Here is a 17,051-nt window from a genome sequence, read left to right as displayed (position 1 = left end):
CCGCACCGCATGATTTTTGGGACCGCGTACCTTTGGTGCGCGGTCTTTTTCCTGCGGTCATGGAAAATTCATCGCCGGGCGCTTGCGTGCGCCCCCGCATCTTGGCACGATCAGGGTAAAGCGACTCTATCGTGTCAGGAGACTTGATTGGCCATTGGCGCAATGACCCCACCGCCCGCATCCGAACAGCCCGCCGAAACGCTGGTTGAGTTCCCGGATAACCGTTTGCTGATAGACCTTTGCGGGGAATACGATCGCAATCTTGCAGATATAGAACAGAAGGTCGGGGTGCAGATTCTGCGCCGGGGCAACCAGCTGGCGATTCATGGCGAGGACCCGGCCCGCGCTGAGGCGGCCGAGATTCTGACAGCGCTTTACGAGCGGCTTGAGACCGGAAAATCGGTGGAAAGCGGCGATATCGACCGGGAAATCCGCATGGGTGGATCGGAACAGGGCACTGGCACCCGTGACGGCGATCAGCTTGAGATGTTCAAGGGCGGATCGGTCGAGATCAAGACCCGCAAGAAGCTGGTCGAGCCGCGCACAGATGCGCAGCGCGCCTATGTCATGTCGCTGTTCAACAACGAACTGGCCTTTGGCATCGGCCCGGCAGGCACCGGCAAGACCTATCTGGCGGTGGCCGTGGGTGTGTCGATGTTCATCCAGGGGCATGTGGACCGGATCATCCTGAGCCGTCCGGCGGTCGAGGCGGGGGAGAAGCTGGGCTATCTGCCGGGGGACATGAAGGACAAGGTCGATCCCTACATGCAGCCGCTTTATGACGCGCTGAATGATTTCCTGCCGGGCAAGCAGCTGGCCAAGTTGATCGAGGAAAAGAAGATCGAGATCGCGCCGCTGGCCTTCATGCGGGGGCGGACCCTGTCGAATGCCTTCGTGGTGCTGGACGAGGCGCAGAACGCCACCACGATGCAGATGAAGATGTTCCTGACCCGGCTGGGTGAGGGCAGCCGCATGGTGATCACCGGCGACCGCAGCCAGATCGACCTGCCGCGCGGGGTGCCATCGGGATTGCGCGATGCCGAGAGCCTTTTGAAGGGGATCAAGGGCATCAGCTTCAACTATTTCACCGCCGAGGACGTGGTGCGGCACCCGCTGGTGGCGGCGATTATCAAGGCCTATGACAAGGCCGACGCCGCCAAGCAGGGATAACGCCTAGCCCGCCCACATGCGGATCAGGTTGCTGCGGGATTTCGACAGGAGTTGCTGCTGGGCCGGATCGTCCGTGGTGTTGATCGCGCGCCAGAGATCAAACAGGATTTCGCGCTGGGCCGGGTCGCGGACCCAGCTTGTCACCCAGCCAATCACCACGATCCGCGCGCCGCGCGTGACCGGGTTGACCCGGTGCAGCGTGTTGGACGGGTAGACGATGGCCTCGCCCCTGTCGAGCTTGAACTGGCGGTCCTCGATCCGGTCGCCAATGACCAGTTCACCGCCGTCATAGGTGTCGGGGTCGGACAGGAACAGGGTAAAGGACACGTCTGCCCGTTGCCCCGCAATCAGGGCGTTGTCGACGTGATCACCATATTGACCTCCCCCGGATGTGCGGCTGACGATCAGGCGCGCAAACTGGCGGGGATAGGCGACGGCCTGAAACCCGGGATGGGAGAGCAGCGTGGCCTGAATCTTTTCCGTCACGGCACGGGTCTCGGGGACATTGGCCGCCTGTTCATTGTCTTTGACCGCGCGGGCGACGGACCCGGCGGTGCGGGCGCCGTCTTCGAAAGGCAGTTGCGCCGCAGCGGCAGAGAGAACCTCTGCCGCTGACGGCGTCAGCAGATCGCTCAGCACGATGGGCATCAGTCCTGCCTCAACGCGATGATCTCGATCCAGCCGGTGGCGACGGTCAGTTGTGACGGATCGGTGCTGGCCTTGTCGGTCAGAAGGCCGGGATAAAGCGCTTCGGCCCCGTCAAGCTGGTCCAGAACGTCCTGACCCGCCTTGACGGCATCGGGCGTGCCTGAGTCGACCATGGCCCGAGCACGGGCGCGGGCCACATCGTAGAATCCCCAGCTGTCGCGGTATTCGATGGCGATGTCGATGGCGCCATCCCCGGCGACGCCACCCTCGTATTCGGCGGCGGCCAGCGCGACGAGATCCTTGAGCGACAGGATCTGGTCGCGCAGCGAGGCATCTGCCGCCGCCGCGTTGAGCGAGATCGCTTCGTGCAGGGTGTCAAAGGCTTTCCGAACGGTGTCGGCATCCGCGCCGTCGCGCACGGCGGCGACAAAGGCGGCGTCTTCCGCTCGGAATCCCGGAGCGCCATAGGCTTGGAGCGCGTCCTCGATGTCGTCGTAGAAGGCGTGGTGGCTTTCTTCCATATGGGCGCGCGCCGCATTGGTTTCGCCGTCAAGATAGAGGCGGGAGATAATGCGGTAGGTGCCTTCGAAATAGCCAAGCTGGGTGAGGAAGGCAGAGGGGCCTTCGCTCAGTTCCACACCGGCTTCGCCGGATTCCCCGGCCTCGCCGCCCTCACTGGCTTGGGCTGCGCTGGCGTGCAGGCCGGTGGTGGCGGCAAGGCTTGTCACAACCACGGGATGGGCTGCCGCAAGCGCGGTCGCTGCCACGGTCCCTGCCAGAGACCACTTGCGTGGCCTTGTCGTGCGGGGGGTGTTTTCGTCTGTCATGTCGCGGGCTCCTAAATTCCGACTGTTTTTGTCGGAATATGGTTTGCGCCGGGTTCTGTCAACGGTTTTTTCGACTGTTGCCGGGATGTTGGCCGCGATATGGTCAGGTCATGAACGTGGATATTCTTTATGAAGATGAGCGCTGGCAGGCGCTTGGGCTTGAGCGGCTGGCGGATCGGGCGATGACGCAAACGCTGCGTCATCTTGGGATCGCCGCCGAAGGGGTCGAGGTGGCGCTGCTGGCGTGCGACGATGCGCGGATTGCCGAGCTGAACCGGGATTTCAGGGACAAGCCGGTGCCGACAAATGTGTTGAGCTGGCCCAGCGAGGAACGCGGCGCGGCGGAGGACGGGGATATGCCGGACCTGCCGGAGCCGGGATTGCCGGGCATGCCGGTAGAGCTTGGGGATATCGCCATTGCCTGGGAAACCTGTGCGCGCGAGGCCGAGGCGGGCGAAAAACCGCTTGAGGCGCACGTGACGCATTTGCTTGTGCACGGTCTGTTACATCTACTGGGATATGATCACGTGCGTGACAAAGATGCCACTTTGATGGAAGGGCTTGAAACGGCGATACTTGGCAAGATAGGGATCGCTGACCCATATACATAGGATCAAGGGGCGTATCCCCGATGGAAAGGACCGATGGGCGACAGTACCGACGGGTCTTCTAACGCAGCGCTTGGCGCGCAGCCGGAAGGCCAGACACCGACGAACAAGGGTGGCTTTTTGCGCCGCCTGTTTTTTGCAGACACCCCCGAACCCGAAAGCCCGGAGGGGCGGCCAGAGGCGCCCAAGGCCCCTGTGACGCAGACGCATGGCATGATCAACCTGCGCCGGATGCGGGTCGAGGACGTGGCGATTCCGAAGGCGGATATCGTTGCCGTTCCCACCAGCATTACCAGGGATGATCTTGTGCAGCTGTTCCGTGAAAGCGGGTTGACGCGGCTGCCGGTCTACGAGGGGACGCTGGACACACCGATCGGCTTTGTGCACCTCAAGGATTTCGCATTGCGCCATGGGTTCAACGGCTCGGGTGGCGCATTCGAGATCACCGAAGAGTTGCGCCCGCTCCTGTTCGTGCCGCCTTCGATGTCGATCGGCGTTCTGCTGACGCGGATGCAGGCCGAGCGGCGCCACATGGCGCTGGTGATCGACGAATATGGCGGTGTGGACGGGCTCGTCACCATCGAGGACCTGATCGAACAGGTGATTGGGGAGATCGAGGACGAGCATGATGTCGATGAGGCCGACCTCTGGACCGAGGACAAGCCGGGAAGCTATATCGCGCTGGCCAAGACGCCGCTTGATGAGTTCGAAGCCGCCATCGGGCGGTCGCTGACCCATCACGACGAGGTGGATGACGAAGAGGTCGATACGCTGGGCGGGTTGGTCTTCATGTTGTGCGGACATGTCCCGGCACGGGGCGAGGTTGTCGAATTGCCCGACGGGGTGGAGTTCGAAGTGATTGACGCAGACCCCCGCCGGATCAAGCGGCTGCGGGTGATCCTGCCCAGCGGGGCGCAGCGTGACGAGTAAGAGACGCGCGCGCTGGCAGACCGGTGCGCGTTTCTGGCAGGATTTCCTGATGTTGGCGGGTGCCGGGGCGGTGGCCGGGCTGGGCCACCCGCCGTTTGACCTGTGGTTTCTGACGGTTGCGGGATTGGCGTTTGCGGTCTGGTCGCTAGGGCGCAGCGGATCGGCGCGGCAGGCATGGTGGCAGGGCTGGGGCCTTGGCACGGGCTATTTCGCCGTGTCGATCCACTGGATCGTCGAGCCGTTCTTCGTGGACCCGGTGCGCCATGGCTGGATGGCGCCCTTTGCGATCCTGTTCATGGCCGTGGGGCTGGGGCTGTTCTGGGCTGTGGCCTTTTTGGGCGCAAGGCGGATCGGGCGGTCAGTCTGGCCGGTGGCGGTTTTCCTGACCCTTGCCGAGATGGTGCGCGCCTATCTTTTTGGCGGTTTCCCGTGGGGGATGCCGTCCTATGTGCTGGTGGACAGTTTCACCGGGCAGCTCGCCGCATGGATCGGGCCGCATGGGCTGAACCTTTTGGTGTTCGCGCTGGCCTGTGGTCTGGCAACGGGGGCGGCACAAGGCGGCGTGGTCCGGATCGGGGCCGGGGGGAGCAGCCTTGTTGCGCTGGCGTTGATGGTACTGCCCGCGCCCGAAGCAGACACAGTGGCGCCCGACGCTCCGGTGATCCGACTGATCCAGCCCAATGCGCCGCAGCACCAGAAATGGGACCCGGCACATATCGGGCGGTTCTTTGACCGGTCGATCCTGTTCACGCGGCTGGGCGCGCCGCGCCCCGATCTGATCGTGTGGCCAGAAACCTCGGTGCCGACATTGCTGGGGCGGGCGACCAACACGCTGGCGGTGATCGCGGAGGCCGCCGAAGGTGTGCCGGTGGTTCTGGGCATCAACCGGGTGGGGGGCGAACGGGTCTATAACTCGGCGGTGCTGATGGACGGCACGGGCGCGGTGACGGACATCTATGACAAGCACCACCTGGTCCCGTTTGGTGAATACGTGCCGTTGGGCGACCTGATGAGCCGGTTTGGCCTGCGCGGGTTCGCAAGCCAGCATGGCGAGGGATATTCGCCAGGGCCGGGGCCGCAGCTAATGGATCTGGGGCCGCTGGGCAAGGCGCTGCCATTGATCTGTTACGAGGCGGTGTTTCCGCAGGACGTGAACGGTGCGCCGGAACGGCCCGAATTCCTGTTGCAGATCACCAATGACGCGTGGTTCGGCAATTTCTCGGGGCCTTACCAGCATCTCGCACAGGCGCGGATGCGGGCCATCGAACAGGGCCTGCCGATGGTGCGTGCCGCCAATACCGGGGTGTCGGCCATGATCGATGCGCGCGGGAAGGTGATCGCGAGTCTGCCACTTAACGAGGACGGGTTTCTGGACGTCGCGTTGCCTGCGAAACGCGCCAAAACGCCCTATGCGCGCATGGGGGATTGGCCGCTGGCGGTGTTGCTGGCAATCCTTAGCGTATGGTTGATGCGGCGTGCGCGCCGCGAAAGCGATTGACCTGATCCGGGCAGGCGCGTATGGCGCTGTGGATATTCGTCGTCACAACGGCTTCCTGGCGTGGCGACTTGTGAAATAACGGAGCATTTCATGAGCAGACAGAGCTATATTTTCACTTCCGAAAGCGTTTCGGAAGGGCATCCCGACAAGGTGTGCGATCGCATTTCCGACGCCGTGCTGGACGCGTTCCTGACCGAGGAGCCCGAAGCGCGGGTTGCGGCCGAAACCTTTGCCACCACCAACCGCGTGGTCATCGGGGGCGAGGTGGGCCTGTCTGACAAGGACAAGCTGCATGAATATATGGGCCGCATCGACGAGATCGCGCGCGCCTGTATCAAGGATATCGGTTACGAGCAGGACAAGTTCCACCACGAAACCGTGGAAGTGACCAACCTGTTGCACGAGCAGTCCGCGCATATCGCGCAAGGGGTGGACGCGGCCGAAAACAAGGACGAAGGCGCGGGCGATCAGGGCATCATGTTCGGCTTCGCCACCAACGAGACCGAGGCACTGATGCCGGCCCCGATCCAGTATTCCCACGCGATCCTGCGCCGTCTCGCCGAGGTGCGTAAATCGGGCGCCGAGCCGACGCTGGGCCCGGATGCAAAATCGCAGCTTTCGGTGGTCTATCGCGAAGGCAAACCGGTGGGCGTGAGCTCGATCGTGCTGTCGACGCAGCATCTGGACGAGAGCATGACCTCGGATGATGTGCGCGCCGTGGTAGAGCCTTACATCCGCGAAACCCTGCCCGAAGGCTGGATCAGTGCGGACACGGTCTGGCATGTGAACCCGACCGGGAAGTTCGTGATTGGCGGACCGGATGGAGACGCAGGTCTGACGGGCCGCAAGATCATCGTCGACACCTATGGCGGTGCAGCACCGCACGGGGGCGGGGCATTTTCGGGCAAGGACCCGACGAAAGTGGACCGCTCGGCGGCTTACGCCGCGCGCTACCTTGCCAAGAACGTGGTTGCGGCAGGCATGGCCGAGCGCTGCACCATCCAGCTTTCCTATGCGATCGGCGTGAGCCAGCCGCTGTCGATCTATGCCGACACCCATGGCACGGGAGACGTGGCCCCGGCGGATATCGAAAAGGCAATCGGGCAGGTCATGGACCTTTCTCCGCGCGGCATTCGCCAACATCTTGAGCTGAACAAGCCGATCTACCAGCGCACTGCGGCCTACGGCCATTTCGGGCGCGAACCGGATGCGGATGGTGGGTTCAGCTGGGAAAAAACCGATCTGGTCGAGGCGCTGAAAGCGGCAGTCTGAGGCGGGCAGGGCTTTTGCAATAGCCTTGTCACGCGATTTCGAAATCGCGTGGTACCGTCACGATCAAAAGACAGGGCCAAAGCCTTCCGCGAGGGAAAGCTTTGGCCTTTTTGCTGGCCTGTGCAAACCTGATGCCTGCGAACAGGGAGGAAACCGCGCCATGTTGATCGACGTTGCTTTGCCACTTTCGCTGGCTTTCATCATGTTTTCTCTTGGTTACGGGCTGACATTCGCTGATTTCGGCCGGGTGTTGTCCATGCCGCGCGCCGTTCTCGTGGGAATGCTTGGTCAGGTGGTTCTGGTGCCGGTGGTGGCATTTGTGCTGTTGCAGGCCTTCAGCCTGCCGCCGGCGCTGGCCTTCGGGGTGATGATCCTGAGCTTTTGCCCCGGTGGGGTGACGTCGAATATCCTGACCAAGCTGGCTGGGGGGACGGTGGCGCTTTCGATAACGTTGACAGCGGTGGTCAGCCTGCTGTCGGTTCTGACGGTGCCGGTTCTGGTAGGGTGGGCATCGGGTGTGTTCCTCGGGGCGGATGCGCCGGTGATCAACGTGTCGGCGATCGGGTTTTCGATGTTTGCCATTACTGCCGTGCCGGTTCTGATCGGGCTTTTGATGCGGTTTGTCGCGTCAGATTTCGCCGAGCGCACCGAAGGCGCCGTGTCGGTGGTTGCGGTGGTGTTGTTCGTGGTGATCGTCCTTGCGGCGCTGATCACCAACTGGGATCTGTTCGTGGCCAATATCGGCCGGTTGGGTCCGCTTCTTGTGGCGATCAACGTGGTCCTGTTGATCCTTGGTATTCTGTTGGCACGAGTATTGGGGCTGGGTGGAGGCGACGGGCTGTGTATCTCGATCGAGATGGGGGTGCAGAATGCGGCTTTGGGCATCACGGTGGCCGGGTTGGTGGCGCAGAGCGGGGGAATTCCGGAGTATGCGGTGCCTGCCGCGCTTTACGGGATCACGATGTATATCGTGACCCTTCCCGGCATGTTCGTGCTGCGCGCGATTTTCGGAAAGTCCTGAGGCGGGCTTGACCCCGGCGCAGGCTTTGGGCAAAGCCCATGCCGCGACAAAGGAAAGAGCCGATGCCAAGCGACAAACACCCCTCGGGCGCCCCGTGGCGCAACTTCTATGGCCGTTTCAAGGGCAAGGGGCTGCGTAAAAGCCAGGAAGAGTTTCTTGATGCGGACCTCGAAAAGCTGGCGCCCGGCAAGGTGGATTGGGAGAGCAACCCCGACCGCGAGAAGATCGACCTGAAAGGATTGTTCGGGGAGCGCGATATCTGGCTTGAGGTCGGGTTTGGCGGCGGTGAGCACATGGTGCATCAGGCGGTGTCGAATCCGGACGTGGGGATCATCGGATGTGAGCCCTATATCAACGGCGTGGCGATGCTGCTCGGCAAGATCCGGGACGCCGGGGCGGACAATATCCGGGTGCATCCCGGCGATGTACGCGACATGTTTGACGTGTTGCCCGACCAGAGCATCGCGCGGGCCTTCCTGCTTTATCCTGACCCTTGGCCCAAGAAACGCCATCATCGCCGTCGTTTCGTGACGCCGGAACACCTTGAGCCGCTGGCGCGGGTTCTGAAACCGGGGGCGATTTTCCGGGTTGCCACGGATATTCCCGACTATGTACGCCAGACGCTTGAACAGGTGCCGCGCCACGGGTTCGAATGGCTGGCCGAAGCGCCTGCCGATTGGCGCGAGCCGTGGGGCGACTGGATTTCGACGCGATATGAGCAAAAGGCATTTCGCGAGGGGCGCACGCCGCACTACCTCACGTTCAGAAAGACTTGATTTCGGGGTGGCCTCTCGCGCAACCTGAGGGTGTATTTTGCGTGAAAGGCTTTTACCTTGTCCGACATCGAGATCGTCAACTGCCACATCCACACGTTTACCGCGGCGCATGTGCCGCGCAACTTCCCGTTTCCGCTGGCGCGGCTGTTTCGCAAATCGCCGCATCTGGTGCGGGCCTTGGCGGGGCTTGCGCGGATGCTGGGGCAGCATCCCACGGCGGACACGCTGGATCGGCTCTATCGGTTTGTCGAGGAGAGCGGCCACAAGCATCAGCGCGAATTGCTGGAACTGGTGAAGCGGCATTACCCGTACAATACGCGCTTTGTTGTCCTTCCGATGGATATGGAAGGGGTGGGGTTTGGCAGGCCGCAGGCGGGACTGAAGGCGCAGCATGACGAGCTGGCCGCACTGGCCAGGCATCCTGATCACGAAGGCACGGTCATTCCCTTTGCCACGGTCAACCCGGCGCATGCAGGCAGCGTGGACGAGGGGCTGCGGGCCATTCGGGAGCTTGGCTTTGAGGGGCTCAAGATCTATCCGCGCCTTGGCTTTGCCCCGGATCACCCGGACCTGATGCGGGACGTGTATCCCGAGATGCAGGCGCGCGGTTTGCCGGTGATGACCCATTGTTCGCGCGGCGGGGCGCAGGGACGGCATGTGTGTGACTACAAGGCAGATCAATACACGCGGCCCTTTGCCTACAAGGAGGTCATGCGGGCCTTTCCCGACATGCGGTTGTGTCTGGCGCATTTCGGTGGGCAGAAGGACTGGCGTGCCTATGCCAATGGCGAGGTCTTGCCCGCCAAGGAAAACTGGCAACGGCAGATCCGGCATATGATCGGGTCGGGGGAGTGGCCAAACCTGTGGACCGATATCTCCTATACTCTGTTTCACTTTGACGACTACATCCCGTTCCTGCGCCTGTTCCTTTTGGATGAAAGCGAAGAGGGGGAGCGGTTGCGCCGGCGGGTGTTGTTTGGCTCGGACTATTACATGACGCGGCAGGAGAGCCTGAGCGAGAAGGCGGTGTGTTTCCGGTTGCGTAATGCGCTGGGCGAGGAGGTGTTCCGCCAGATTGCCGAAAAGAACCCCGTCGAATGGCTGACGGGGCGGACCGCCTAGGGTTTCGCGCGGCGGGGCAAATCGCGCCATGGACGCATGGCTGTTGTTGCGCTAACAGCGAAGGAACGACCCAAGAAGGAAATGCGCGAAATGTCCGGCCACGGCACCCCGATCCCAATGACCTCCCGACCCTGCGGCCCGCTCACGGGCGAGGCCAATGTCCCCGGTGACAAGTCGATCTCGCATCGTTCGTTGATCCTTGGGGCGATGGCGGTGGGGGAGACCCGAATTTTCGGCCTGCTGGAAGGCGAAGACGTTCTGGACACAGCCAAGGCGATGCGTGCTTTTGGGGCCGAGGTTACGGACCATGGCGGTGGCAACTGGTCGGTGCATGGCGTGGGCGTAGGCGGCTTTGCCGAACCCGAGAACGTGATTGATTGCGGCAATTCGGGCACGGGTGTGCGGTTGATCATGGGGGCGATGGCCACGAGCGGGATCACGGCGACCTTTACCGGGGATGCGAGCCTCAACAAGCGGCCCATGGCGCGGGTGACGGACCCGATCGCGCTTTTCGGGGCGCAGTCGGTCGGGCGGTCGGGCGGGCGGTTGCCGATGACCATCGTGGGCGCGGCGGACCCGGTGCCGGTGCGCTACGAAGTGCCGATGCCCTCGGCCCAGGTAAAATCGGCGGTGCTTTTGGCGGGGTTGAACGCGCCGGGACAGACGGTCGTGATCGAAAAGGAAGCCACGCGCGACCATACGGAACGGATGCTGGCCGGGTTTGGCGCAGAGATCAGCGTTGAGGAAACCGAGGAAGGCCGGGTGATCACGCTCACCGGGCAGCCCGAGTTGAAACCGCAGACCATTGCCGTGCCGCGTGATCCTTCTTCGGCGGCGTTTCCGGTCTGTGCGGCGATCATCACGCCCGGATCGGATGTGCTGGTGCCCAATATTGGATTGAACCCGACGCGCGCCGGGCTGTTCACCACGCTGCGCGAGATGGGCGCGGACCTGGCTTATGAAAACGAACGCGAAGAGGGCGGCGAGCCGGTGGCGGACCTGCGCGCGAAGTTTTCGCCCGACCTCAAGGGGATCGAGGTCGATCCGGCGCGCGCCGCGTCGATGATTGACGAATACCCGGTTCTGTCCGTGGTCGCGGCCTTTGCCAAAGGCGACACGGTCATGAAGGGGGTCAAGGAGCTTCGGGTCAAGGAAAGCGACCGGATTGATGCTATGGCCAAGGGGTTACGGCTGAACGGAGTTGAGGTTGAGGAAGGCGAGGATTGGTGGATCGTCAAGGGGCTGGGCCATGGCAATGTGCCGGGCGGCGGCACCTGTGAAAGCCATCTCGACCACCGGATCGCGATGTCTTTCATGGTAATGGGCATGGCCGCACAGAACCCGGTGAGCGTGGATGACGGGAGTCCGATTGCCACGTCCTTCCCGATCTTCGAACCGCTTATGGCCAGCCTTGGAGCAGATGTTGTGAGGTCCGATCGGTGAGCCGTTACGCCAAGTCGTTTTCCCTGCTGAGCGTGGTCACGGTTGTGACCTATGCTGTGCTGGTGACGCTTGGCCTCAACCACCTTGTGGTTGGTGATCCGCCCATGCAACCGTTTGACCTTCGGATGCTTGGGTATACCTATTTTGAATCAACGGCTTACCTTGAAGCTTTGCCCGAAGCAGCGGCCCGGCTTTATGCGGGAAGGCTGCGCCTGATCGACACGGTCTTTCCCGCGCTCATGGGGCTTTGGCTAGGTTGGGCCCTATGGGGGCTGACGCGCAACGTGCACGCCTGGAGCCGGGTCATTCTGATGGTGGTGCCGGGCAGTTTTGTGGTGATGGACCTGTGCGAAAACGCGCTGGTATCCGAGATGCTGAGCCTTGGGGCGACGCAGATCACCGATGAGATGGTACTTTTGGCAAGCAGCTATACCGTGTCAAAGTTTGTCACGCTTTTGGTTGCTTTTGCGCTTTTGTCGGTCATGATCGTCTTCAATGTCGGTAAGAACAGGCGCGGCTGGCGGGGATGACCTGCCGCATCGGGCGGAGTAGGGCATGCAACGGGTATTCTGGATCAGCTTTTGTACGGCGGCGGCCGTCTATCTGATCATGGTGCTCTGGTCCTTGCCCCGGATCACCGAAGCGGCGCAGGGCCTGACGCCGTTCGACATGCGCCCGCTGGGCTATTCTGCACAAGACGCACGTGCGTTTCTGGGCGCGCTCAGCGAAGAGGGGCGTCAGTTTTATGTCGGCGTTCAGCAGAAGCTGGATATCCTTTATCCCGCGCTTCTGGGCCTGACGCTCATCCTCGGGTTTCAGATTCTGTTCGCGCGGCCCTGGTCGTCGGTGCTTGGTGTGCTTGCGCTTTTGGGAGCGGCGGCCGATTACCTTGAGAACTACCTTGTTGCGGTAATGCTGACGACGCCGGTCACGGCGGTCGAGGACAACCTCGTGGGATTGGCGAGTTTCTGGACCCTGAGCAAATCATTGTCGGCGACCGTCTGTTTCATGGCGCTCATCTATGGATTCATCCGGTTGCTGGTCCGCCGCCGCAAAGGCGGATGACTTGCATCCCGGCGCCTTGGCTGGGATAGATGAACGTCAGGAAATTTGAGGAACATCATGAGTTTTACCATCGCAATCGACGGCCCGGCAGCGGCCGGAAAAGGTACGATTTCCAAGGCTGTCGCGGCGCATTTCGGGTTCGGGCACCTTGACACCGGGCTGTTGTACCGGGCGGTGGGGGCCAAGACGCTGGATGGCACGGACCCGATCGAGGCGGCCCGCGCGCTGGTGGCGGAGGACCTTGAAAACGACGCCTTGCGCACCCCCGAAGTGGCGCAGGCGGCGAGCAAGGTGGCGGTGATCCCGGATGTGCGCGCGGCATTGGTGGATTTTCAGCGTGCTTTTGCCCGGCGCGCGGGCGGCGCGGTGCTGGACGGGCGCGATATTGGCACGGTGATCTGCCCCGAGGCCGAGGCCAAGCTTTTTGTAACTGCAAGCGCCGAGGTGCGGGCAGAGCGGCGGTTTCTGGAACTGGAGGCCAAGGGGCTGGAGGTGAGCCGCGAGCAGGTTCTGGCGGACGTGATCGAGCGCGACCAGCGCGACCGCGAGCGCGCCGAGGCGCCGTTGGTGGCCGCCGAGGATGCGGTGGAAATCGACACGTCCAACCTCAGTATCGAGGCCGCGGTGGCACAGGCGGTGGCGGCCGTGGAAGCAAGAAAACAAGGGGGTTGAGATGAAAACGCGCAGGCTTGGGCCGCAGGGGCCGGAAGTTTCGGTTGTGGGCGTCGGGGCAATGTCCTTTGGCAATTTCTATGGGCCGACCACGCGGGAAAACTCCTATGCGGTTCTCGACGCGGCACTGGAGGCTGGGGTGACGCATCTGGACACTGCCAATGTCTATGGCATGGGCGGTTCGGAGGAGACAATCGGGGAATTCCTGAAAATGCGGGGCGCCGGGACGCGGGAGCGGTTCTTTATCGCCACCAAGGCGAGCATCACCAAGGACGGCGATGGAAAACGCTGTTACCGCAATGACTTGGCGCATCTCGAAGAGGAGCTCGACAAGAGCCTGCATCGGATGGGCACGGACCATGTGGACCTGTTCTATGTGCATCGCCGGGATCAGGCAGTGCCAGTTGAAGAGGTGGCGGGAACCCTCGCAACCCTGAAAAAGAAGGGCAAGATCAAGGGGATAGGGTTCAGCGAGATCGCACCGAGTTCGTTGCGCAGGGCGGCGGCGGAACATCCGGTGGATGCGGTGCAGTCGGAATACTCGCTTGGTGTCCGGTCGCCGGAACTGGGACTCGTGCAGACCTGCAAGGCATTGGGGACGGCGTTGGTGGCGTTTGGCCCGGTGGGGCGGTCCTTTCTGACAGACGAGCCGATTCCGGCCAGCCGCATTCCCGATCTGCCCTGGCCGCGCAGTAATCCGCGGTTTCAGGAACCGAATTATTCCAACAATATCAAGGCGACAGAACCGTTTCGCGCCCTTGCGCGCGACATGGGCGTTCCGGCGGCATCGCTGGCAATGGCATGGGTGCTGGCGCAGGGCGAAGAGGTCTTTGCCATTCCCGGCACCCGGTCTGTGGCGCATTTCGAGGAACTGGTGCGGGGGGCCGAGATCACGCTGAGCGCCGAGGACTTGGTCGCGATTGAAACCGCGCTGCCGGCGGGCTGGGCGCATGGGGATCGCTACAGCGTGGACCAATGGGACGGGCCGGAACGCTATTGTTAGGGCTTTCAGGTCGATTCGAAGGTTAACGGCCTTGTTTTGCTGGTATTGCCTGTCGGTATCGCGTCGGTTTGACGTCGGTATCGCGTCGGTATCGCACTCAGAACACCGCCATTCGGGCAGGTGTTAACGGAGCGGGCGCAAGGGTTTGTTAAGATCTGCGGCCCGACCGGAGCGCACGGGGCGTTTTCGCCGGGATTCCTGGCGTCTGCGGCTGTGTTGAAATATGTCACAAATGAGATGAAACTTTTTATGCGCCTTGAATAACGGCGGGTTTCGCTGTCTGATAGACCTCAAGATCCCGAAAAAGGGGTCACAAAAAGGCCCGAAAACGGGTCAGTCCGGTTGAGGCGGGCAGACATGGCGACGATCAGCTTTTTCGCACGTGGCGACAGCAACACGGCGAATAACTCCTATCTGAATGCGGAGAACACCAACAGTGTTCCCACGACCGAAATCACGTTTTCCAGCGGGACTTCGGGCAACCTCAAGCTTCAGCCCAACGGCGGATTGCCGGACCCGAACACGACGGTGATCATCAACGGCGTGGAGATGAGTTTCACGGTCGAATTCTCAGGGACGCTGCCCAATTCCAACAAGCTCAGGAACGTCAATGGCGAAGACCTGCGCGGGGAACCGATCGTGGTGATCACGACCGAGGACGGTCAACGGCTTTTCCTCTTTCCCAACGGTGTCTCGCAGGCCACGATGGATGCGTTTCCAAACGGGGCGCATGATCTGAACGGCTGGTCGGACGTAGTGAACATTCCGATCTGTTTCGTGCGTGGCACGCTGATCGACACGCCAAGGGGGCCGGTTCCGGTGGAACGCCTGATCATCGGGGACAGGGTGACGACCGAGGCGGGTGGATCGAGCGAGATCCGCTGGATCGCGGAGCGTCGGATGAGCCAGGCCGAGTTGCTTCTGGAGCCGCAATACCGGCCGATTTGTATCCGGGCGGGGCAACTGGGCAAGGGTATGCCACGCCGCGACCTGTGGGTGTCGCCGCAACATCGCATCCTGTTTCGCGGCTGGCAGGCGGAAATCCTGTTTCGCGAGGCCGCAGTGCTGTTTCCAGCGGTGAGTTTCGCGCGGTTTGGCGGGCAGGTGGCGGACCCGGCGGGCGGGATCGACTATTTCCACCTGATGTTCGAGCAGCACGAAGTCATCATGGCCGAGGGGCTTGGGGCGGAAAGCCTGTATCCGGGGGATCAGGCGGTGGCCAGCCTGACGCCGGCGGCGCGGGCGCGCATGGCGCGGGCGTTCCCGCATCTTGAGGGCGATTGGTCGGCATACGGGCCGTTGGCGCGCCCCTGTCTGACCCGGTGGGAAGGCGAGACGCTTTTGGAGTGCGCCGGGTTCGGGGACGGAGACGGTGCCAGCAAGCAGGCTTCGGGCGGGCGCTGGCAGGCCGTGGCCTGAGCCGGATGGCGCCAATTGGCGCCAGTTTCCATGCATGGAAAGGCTTTGGGGCGGGGTGTCTTGTTCCCGTCAGGGCATGCTGTATAGGAGACGCAAGTCGACGATCCAGGTTTCGAAAATGTCCCGGTGGAATGCCCTGAAATACTTCTTTCTCCGCAAGATCAGCGCCATCGAAGGCCGCATTGACAAGGCCCGAGGCTACAAGCGGCTGAAGGCGGAATATGCCGGGACCTTTGGTGCGGACCCCGACCTTCGTGATCCCAAGGGGTTCAGCGAGAAGGTCCAGTGGCGCAAGGTCCATGACCGCAATCCGCTTTTCCCGGTTTTTACCGATCGCGTGAAATGCCGTGCCTATTTCGAGGAACGTCTTGGCAAGGCGCGTGCCGAGGCGTTGACGACGCGCCTGCTTTGGCATGGGCGCAACCCGGAGGACATTCCCTTCGATACGTTTGGCGATGGGGCCATTCTCAAGGGCAATCACGGCTCGGGATGGAGCCGTATCATTTTGCCGGGCGAAGATTATGACCGGGACGAAATCCGTCGGCAATGCACGCGCTGGGTCGGGCGGACCTATGGGCAGGAAGTGCATGAGTGGGGATACTGGGGTGCCGAACGCGGTATCGTTGCGGAAGAGCTGATCCGGACGGAAGAGGGCGCGCATATCTCGGACCTGAAATGCTTTGTGTTCGATGGCAAGCTGCGGTTCATGTACCTGATGCAATATGGCAGCAACAAATGCGGGTTGTTCGATGCGGACTGGAACCGGATTGCGGCGACGTTCCGTATCCGTACCACCAAGCCCTTCGGGGTGCTGGGCGATATGCCCGCGCCGCCCTATCTGGACGACCTGATCGAGGTGGCGGAAAAGCTGGGGGAAGGGGTCGACATGCTGCGGATCGACTTCCTTGTCACCAAGAGCCGGTTCTGGCTGTGCGAGATCACGGTTTATCCGACAAGCGGTATCGGCAATTTCGATCCCCCCGAGTTCGAACGCGCGGCGGGTGATATGTGGACGTTGCCGAAGGTCGGCTGAACGGGCGCGCACATGCCGGGGGTGCTTGCATCTTTTGTATGTAATGTTATTACATATTGCGTCGCGTGCCGATGGTCGGTGCGGTGGGTGCAAGAGGATCATGACATAGAACGCAATCTCAACAGCAGTTTGCGGCGCCGCCGCCGGGAGGGGTGCGCGATGACATCCTTTGACCGCTTGCCCCCGGCCTTGCGGGGGTGGTTGTCACAGGCAGCCCTTCCGTGGAGCCCGGCCTCGGCGCGGGCGATCTGGGAAAAGGCGGGCGGGCGACGGGACCCGGAGGCGGCGTTGCAGCGTCTGAGCGAGGTGGAACGGGCGATGCTGCGGCGGGATCGTTTCACACAGGCGTAGCACGGGTATGGGACTTGCGCTCATACCCGCGTTGAGCTATACGCGCGCCTGTCCAGAGACCGTCAAGAGTCGCGGATGTGGTGAGTAGGGCCCGAGGAAATCCTCCGGCCCTTCTTGTTTGTGTGTGACACCACGCCCGTTTTCTTGGCCAAACGGCCCGGGACGTAACGAAACCAAGACCGGCGGAGACAAC

General features: G+C 62.3%; 18 protein-coding genes and 1 riboswitch. Of the genes, 16 read left to right on the top strand and 2 right to left on the bottom strand.

Going from position 1 to position 17,051, the window contains the following annotated elements; genetic code table 11:
• Positions 1–147: 147 nt before the first annotated feature.
• The gene (locus BMZ35_RS00295) at positions 148–1,170 is read left to right on the top strand and encodes a PhoH family protein (RefSeq protein ID WP_165609976.1); all 1,023 of its coding nucleotides are present in this window, start codon (positions 148–150) and stop codon (positions 1,168–1,170) included.
• 3 nt (positions 1,171–1,173) lie between these two features.
• Here BMZ35_RS00295 and BMZ35_RS00290 read toward each other — a convergent pair whose 3' ends face one another.
• Together BMZ35_RS00290 and BMZ35_RS00285 are read right to left on the bottom strand one after the other, a co-directional pair.
• A complete protein-coding gene (locus BMZ35_RS00290) occupies positions 1,174–1,818 on the bottom strand; it encodes a Fe2+-dependent dioxygenase (RefSeq protein ID WP_093089962.1) in 645 nt (214 codons plus the stop codon).
• Complete coding sequence (locus tag BMZ35_RS00285) at positions 1,818–2,645, bottom strand: hypothetical protein (protein ID WP_093089961.1); 828 nt, start codon at positions 2,643–2,645, stop codon at positions 1,818–1,820. The genes BMZ35_RS00290 and BMZ35_RS00285 overlap by 1 nt, the downstream gene beginning before the upstream one ends.
• A 110-nt stretch (positions 2,646–2,755) precedes the next feature.
• Here BMZ35_RS00285 and ybeY point away from each other — a divergent pair, with 110 nt between their 5' ends.
• From ybeY to BMZ35_RS21190, 15 genes are all read left to right on the top strand, one after another.
• Positions 2,756–3,256 (top strand): rRNA maturation RNase YbeY, encoded by a 501-nt coding sequence (gene ybeY, locus BMZ35_RS00280; protein ID WP_093092411.1) that lies wholly within the window; start codon positions 2,756–2,758, stop codon positions 3,254–3,256.
• 33 nt (positions 3,257–3,289) lie between these two features.
• The gene (locus BMZ35_RS00275) at positions 3,290–4,183 is read left to right on the top strand and encodes a hemolysin family protein (RefSeq protein WP_093089960.1); all 894 of its coding nucleotides are present in this window, start codon (positions 3,290–3,292) and stop codon (positions 4,181–4,183) included.
• Entirely contained in the window at positions 4,173–5,681 is a 1,509-nt protein-coding gene (gene lnt, locus BMZ35_RS00270; protein WP_242654661.1) for an apolipoprotein N-acyltransferase, read from the top strand. Before BMZ35_RS00275 ends, lnt begins: the two co-directional genes overlap by 11 nt.
• A gap of 36 nt (positions 5,682–5,717) precedes the next feature.
• Positions 5,718–5,767: riboswitch (SAM-SAH riboswitch) on the top strand.
• Between the two features lie 4 nt (positions 5,768–5,771).
• Positions 5,772–6,953 (top strand): methionine adenosyltransferase, encoded by a 1,182-nt coding sequence (gene metK, locus BMZ35_RS00265; protein ID WP_093089958.1) that lies wholly within the window; start codon positions 5,772–5,774, stop codon positions 6,951–6,953.
• Between the two features lie 160 nt (positions 6,954–7,113).
• Entirely contained in the window at positions 7,114–7,974 is an 861-nt protein-coding gene (locus BMZ35_RS00260; RefSeq protein ID WP_093089957.1) for a bile acid:sodium symporter family protein, read from the top strand.
• Positions 7,975–8,036: 62 nt separating this feature from the next.
• On the top strand, positions 8,037–8,750 hold the full coding sequence (gene trmB / locus BMZ35_RS00255; RefSeq protein ID WP_207502856.1) for a tRNA (guanine(46)-N(7))-methyltransferase TrmB: 714 nt from the start codon (positions 8,037–8,039) through the stop codon (positions 8,748–8,750).
• Between the two features lie 57 nt (positions 8,751–8,807).
• A complete protein-coding gene (locus BMZ35_RS00250; protein WP_093089955.1) occupies positions 8,808–9,872 on the top strand; it encodes an amidohydrolase family protein in 1,065 nt (354 codons plus the stop codon).
• A 90-nt stretch (positions 9,873–9,962) separates the two neighbouring features.
• A complete protein-coding gene (gene aroA / locus BMZ35_RS00245) occupies positions 9,963–11,315 on the top strand; it encodes a 3-phosphoshikimate 1-carboxyvinyltransferase (protein WP_093092409.1) in 1,353 nt (450 codons plus the stop codon).
• The gene (locus tag BMZ35_RS00240) at positions 11,312–11,845 is read left to right on the top strand and encodes a hypothetical protein (RefSeq protein ID WP_093089954.1); all 534 of its coding nucleotides are present in this window, start codon (positions 11,312–11,314) and stop codon (positions 11,843–11,845) included. The genes aroA and BMZ35_RS00240 overlap by 4 nt, the downstream gene beginning before the upstream one ends.
• A gap of 25 nt (positions 11,846–11,870) precedes the next feature.
• Positions 11,871–12,380: a hypothetical protein gene (locus BMZ35_RS00235; protein WP_093089953.1), complete on the top strand. Its 510-nt coding sequence runs from the start codon at positions 11,871–11,873 to the stop codon at positions 12,378–12,380.
• A 57-nt stretch (positions 12,381–12,437) separates the two neighbouring features.
• The gene (gene cmk, locus BMZ35_RS00230; RefSeq protein ID WP_093089952.1) at positions 12,438–13,052 is read left to right on the top strand and encodes a (d)CMP kinase; all 615 of its coding nucleotides are present in this window, start codon (positions 12,438–12,440) and stop codon (positions 13,050–13,052) included.
• A 1-nt stretch (position 13,053) separates the two neighbouring features.
• The gene (locus tag BMZ35_RS00225) at positions 13,054–14,055 is read left to right on the top strand and encodes an aldo/keto reductase (protein ID WP_093089951.1); all 1,002 of its coding nucleotides are present in this window, start codon (positions 13,054–13,056) and stop codon (positions 14,053–14,055) included.
• Between the two features lie 357 nt (positions 14,056–14,412).
• Complete coding sequence (locus tag BMZ35_RS00220) at positions 14,413–15,474, top strand: Hint domain-containing protein (RefSeq protein WP_093089950.1); 1,062 nt, start codon at positions 14,413–14,415, stop codon at positions 15,472–15,474.
• Positions 15,475–15,592: 118 nt separating this feature from the next.
• A complete protein-coding gene (locus BMZ35_RS00215) occupies positions 15,593–16,507 on the top strand; it encodes an ATP-grasp fold amidoligase family protein (protein ID WP_165609975.1) in 915 nt (304 codons plus the stop codon).
• A 12-nt stretch (positions 16,508–16,519) separates the two neighbouring features.
• Positions 16,520–16,858 (top strand): DUF6525 family protein, encoded by a 339-nt coding sequence (locus BMZ35_RS21190; RefSeq protein ID WP_278247107.1) that lies wholly within the window; start codon positions 16,520–16,522, stop codon positions 16,856–16,858.
• Positions 16,859–17,051: the final 193 nt, after the last annotated feature.

It is taken from the genome of Shimia aestuarii (assembly GCF_900114635.1).
GTDB lineage: Bacteria > Pseudomonadota > Alphaproteobacteria > Rhodobacterales > Rhodobacteraceae > Shimia > Shimia aestuarii.
This window is presented reverse-complemented; position numbering and strand designations above follow the sequence as displayed.

Excerpts from the sequence above, each read along its gene's own strand:
- ybeY (WP_093092411.1), top strand. The coding sequence starts at position 2,756 with ATGAACGTGGATATTCTTTATGAAGATGAGCGCTGGCAGGCGCTTGGG.
- BMZ35_RS00275 (WP_093089960.1), top strand. The coding sequence starts at position 3,290 with ATGGGCGACAGTACCGACGGGTCTTCTAACGCAGCGCTTGGCGCGCAG.
- BMZ35_RS00225 (WP_093089951.1), top strand. The coding sequence starts at position 13,054 with ATGAAAACGCGCAGGCTTGGGCCGCAGGGGCCGGAAGTTTCGGTTGTG.
- BMZ35_RS00290 (WP_093089962.1), bottom strand. The coding sequence starts at position 1,818 with ATGCCCATCGTGCTGAGCGATCTGCTGACGCCGTCAGCGGCAGAGGTT.
- aroA (WP_093092409.1), top strand. The coding sequence starts at position 9,963 with ATGTCCGGCCACGGCACCCCGATCCCAATGACCTCCCGACCCTGCGGC.
- metK (WP_093089958.1), top strand. The coding sequence starts at position 5,772 with ATGAGCAGACAGAGCTATATTTTCACTTCCGAAAGCGTTTCGGAAGGG.
- cmk (WP_093089952.1), top strand. The coding sequence starts at position 12,438 with ATGAGTTTTACCATCGCAATCGACGGCCCGGCAGCGGCCGGAAAAGGT.
- BMZ35_RS00285 (WP_093089961.1), bottom strand. The coding sequence starts at position 2,645 with ATGACAGACGAAAACACCCCCCGCACGACAAGGCCACGCAAGTGGTCT.
- BMZ35_RS00260 (WP_093089957.1), top strand. The coding sequence starts at position 7,114 with ATGTTGATCGACGTTGCTTTGCCACTTTCGCTGGCTTTCATCATGTTT.
- BMZ35_RS00235 (WP_093089953.1), top strand. The coding sequence starts at position 11,871 with ATGCAACGGGTATTCTGGATCAGCTTTTGTACGGCGGCGGCCGTCTAT.
- trmB (WP_207502856.1), top strand. The coding sequence starts at position 8,037 with ATGCCAAGCGACAAACACCCCTCGGGCGCCCCGTGGCGCAACTTCTAT.
- BMZ35_RS21190 (WP_278247107.1), top strand. The coding sequence starts at position 16,520 with ATGCCGGGGGTGCTTGCATCTTTTGTATGTAATGTTATTACATATTGC.
- BMZ35_RS00215 (WP_165609975.1), top strand. The coding sequence starts at position 15,593 with ATGTCCCGGTGGAATGCCCTGAAATACTTCTTTCTCCGCAAGATCAGC.
- BMZ35_RS00220 (WP_093089950.1), top strand. The coding sequence starts at position 14,413 with ATGGCGACGATCAGCTTTTTCGCACGTGGCGACAGCAACACGGCGAAT.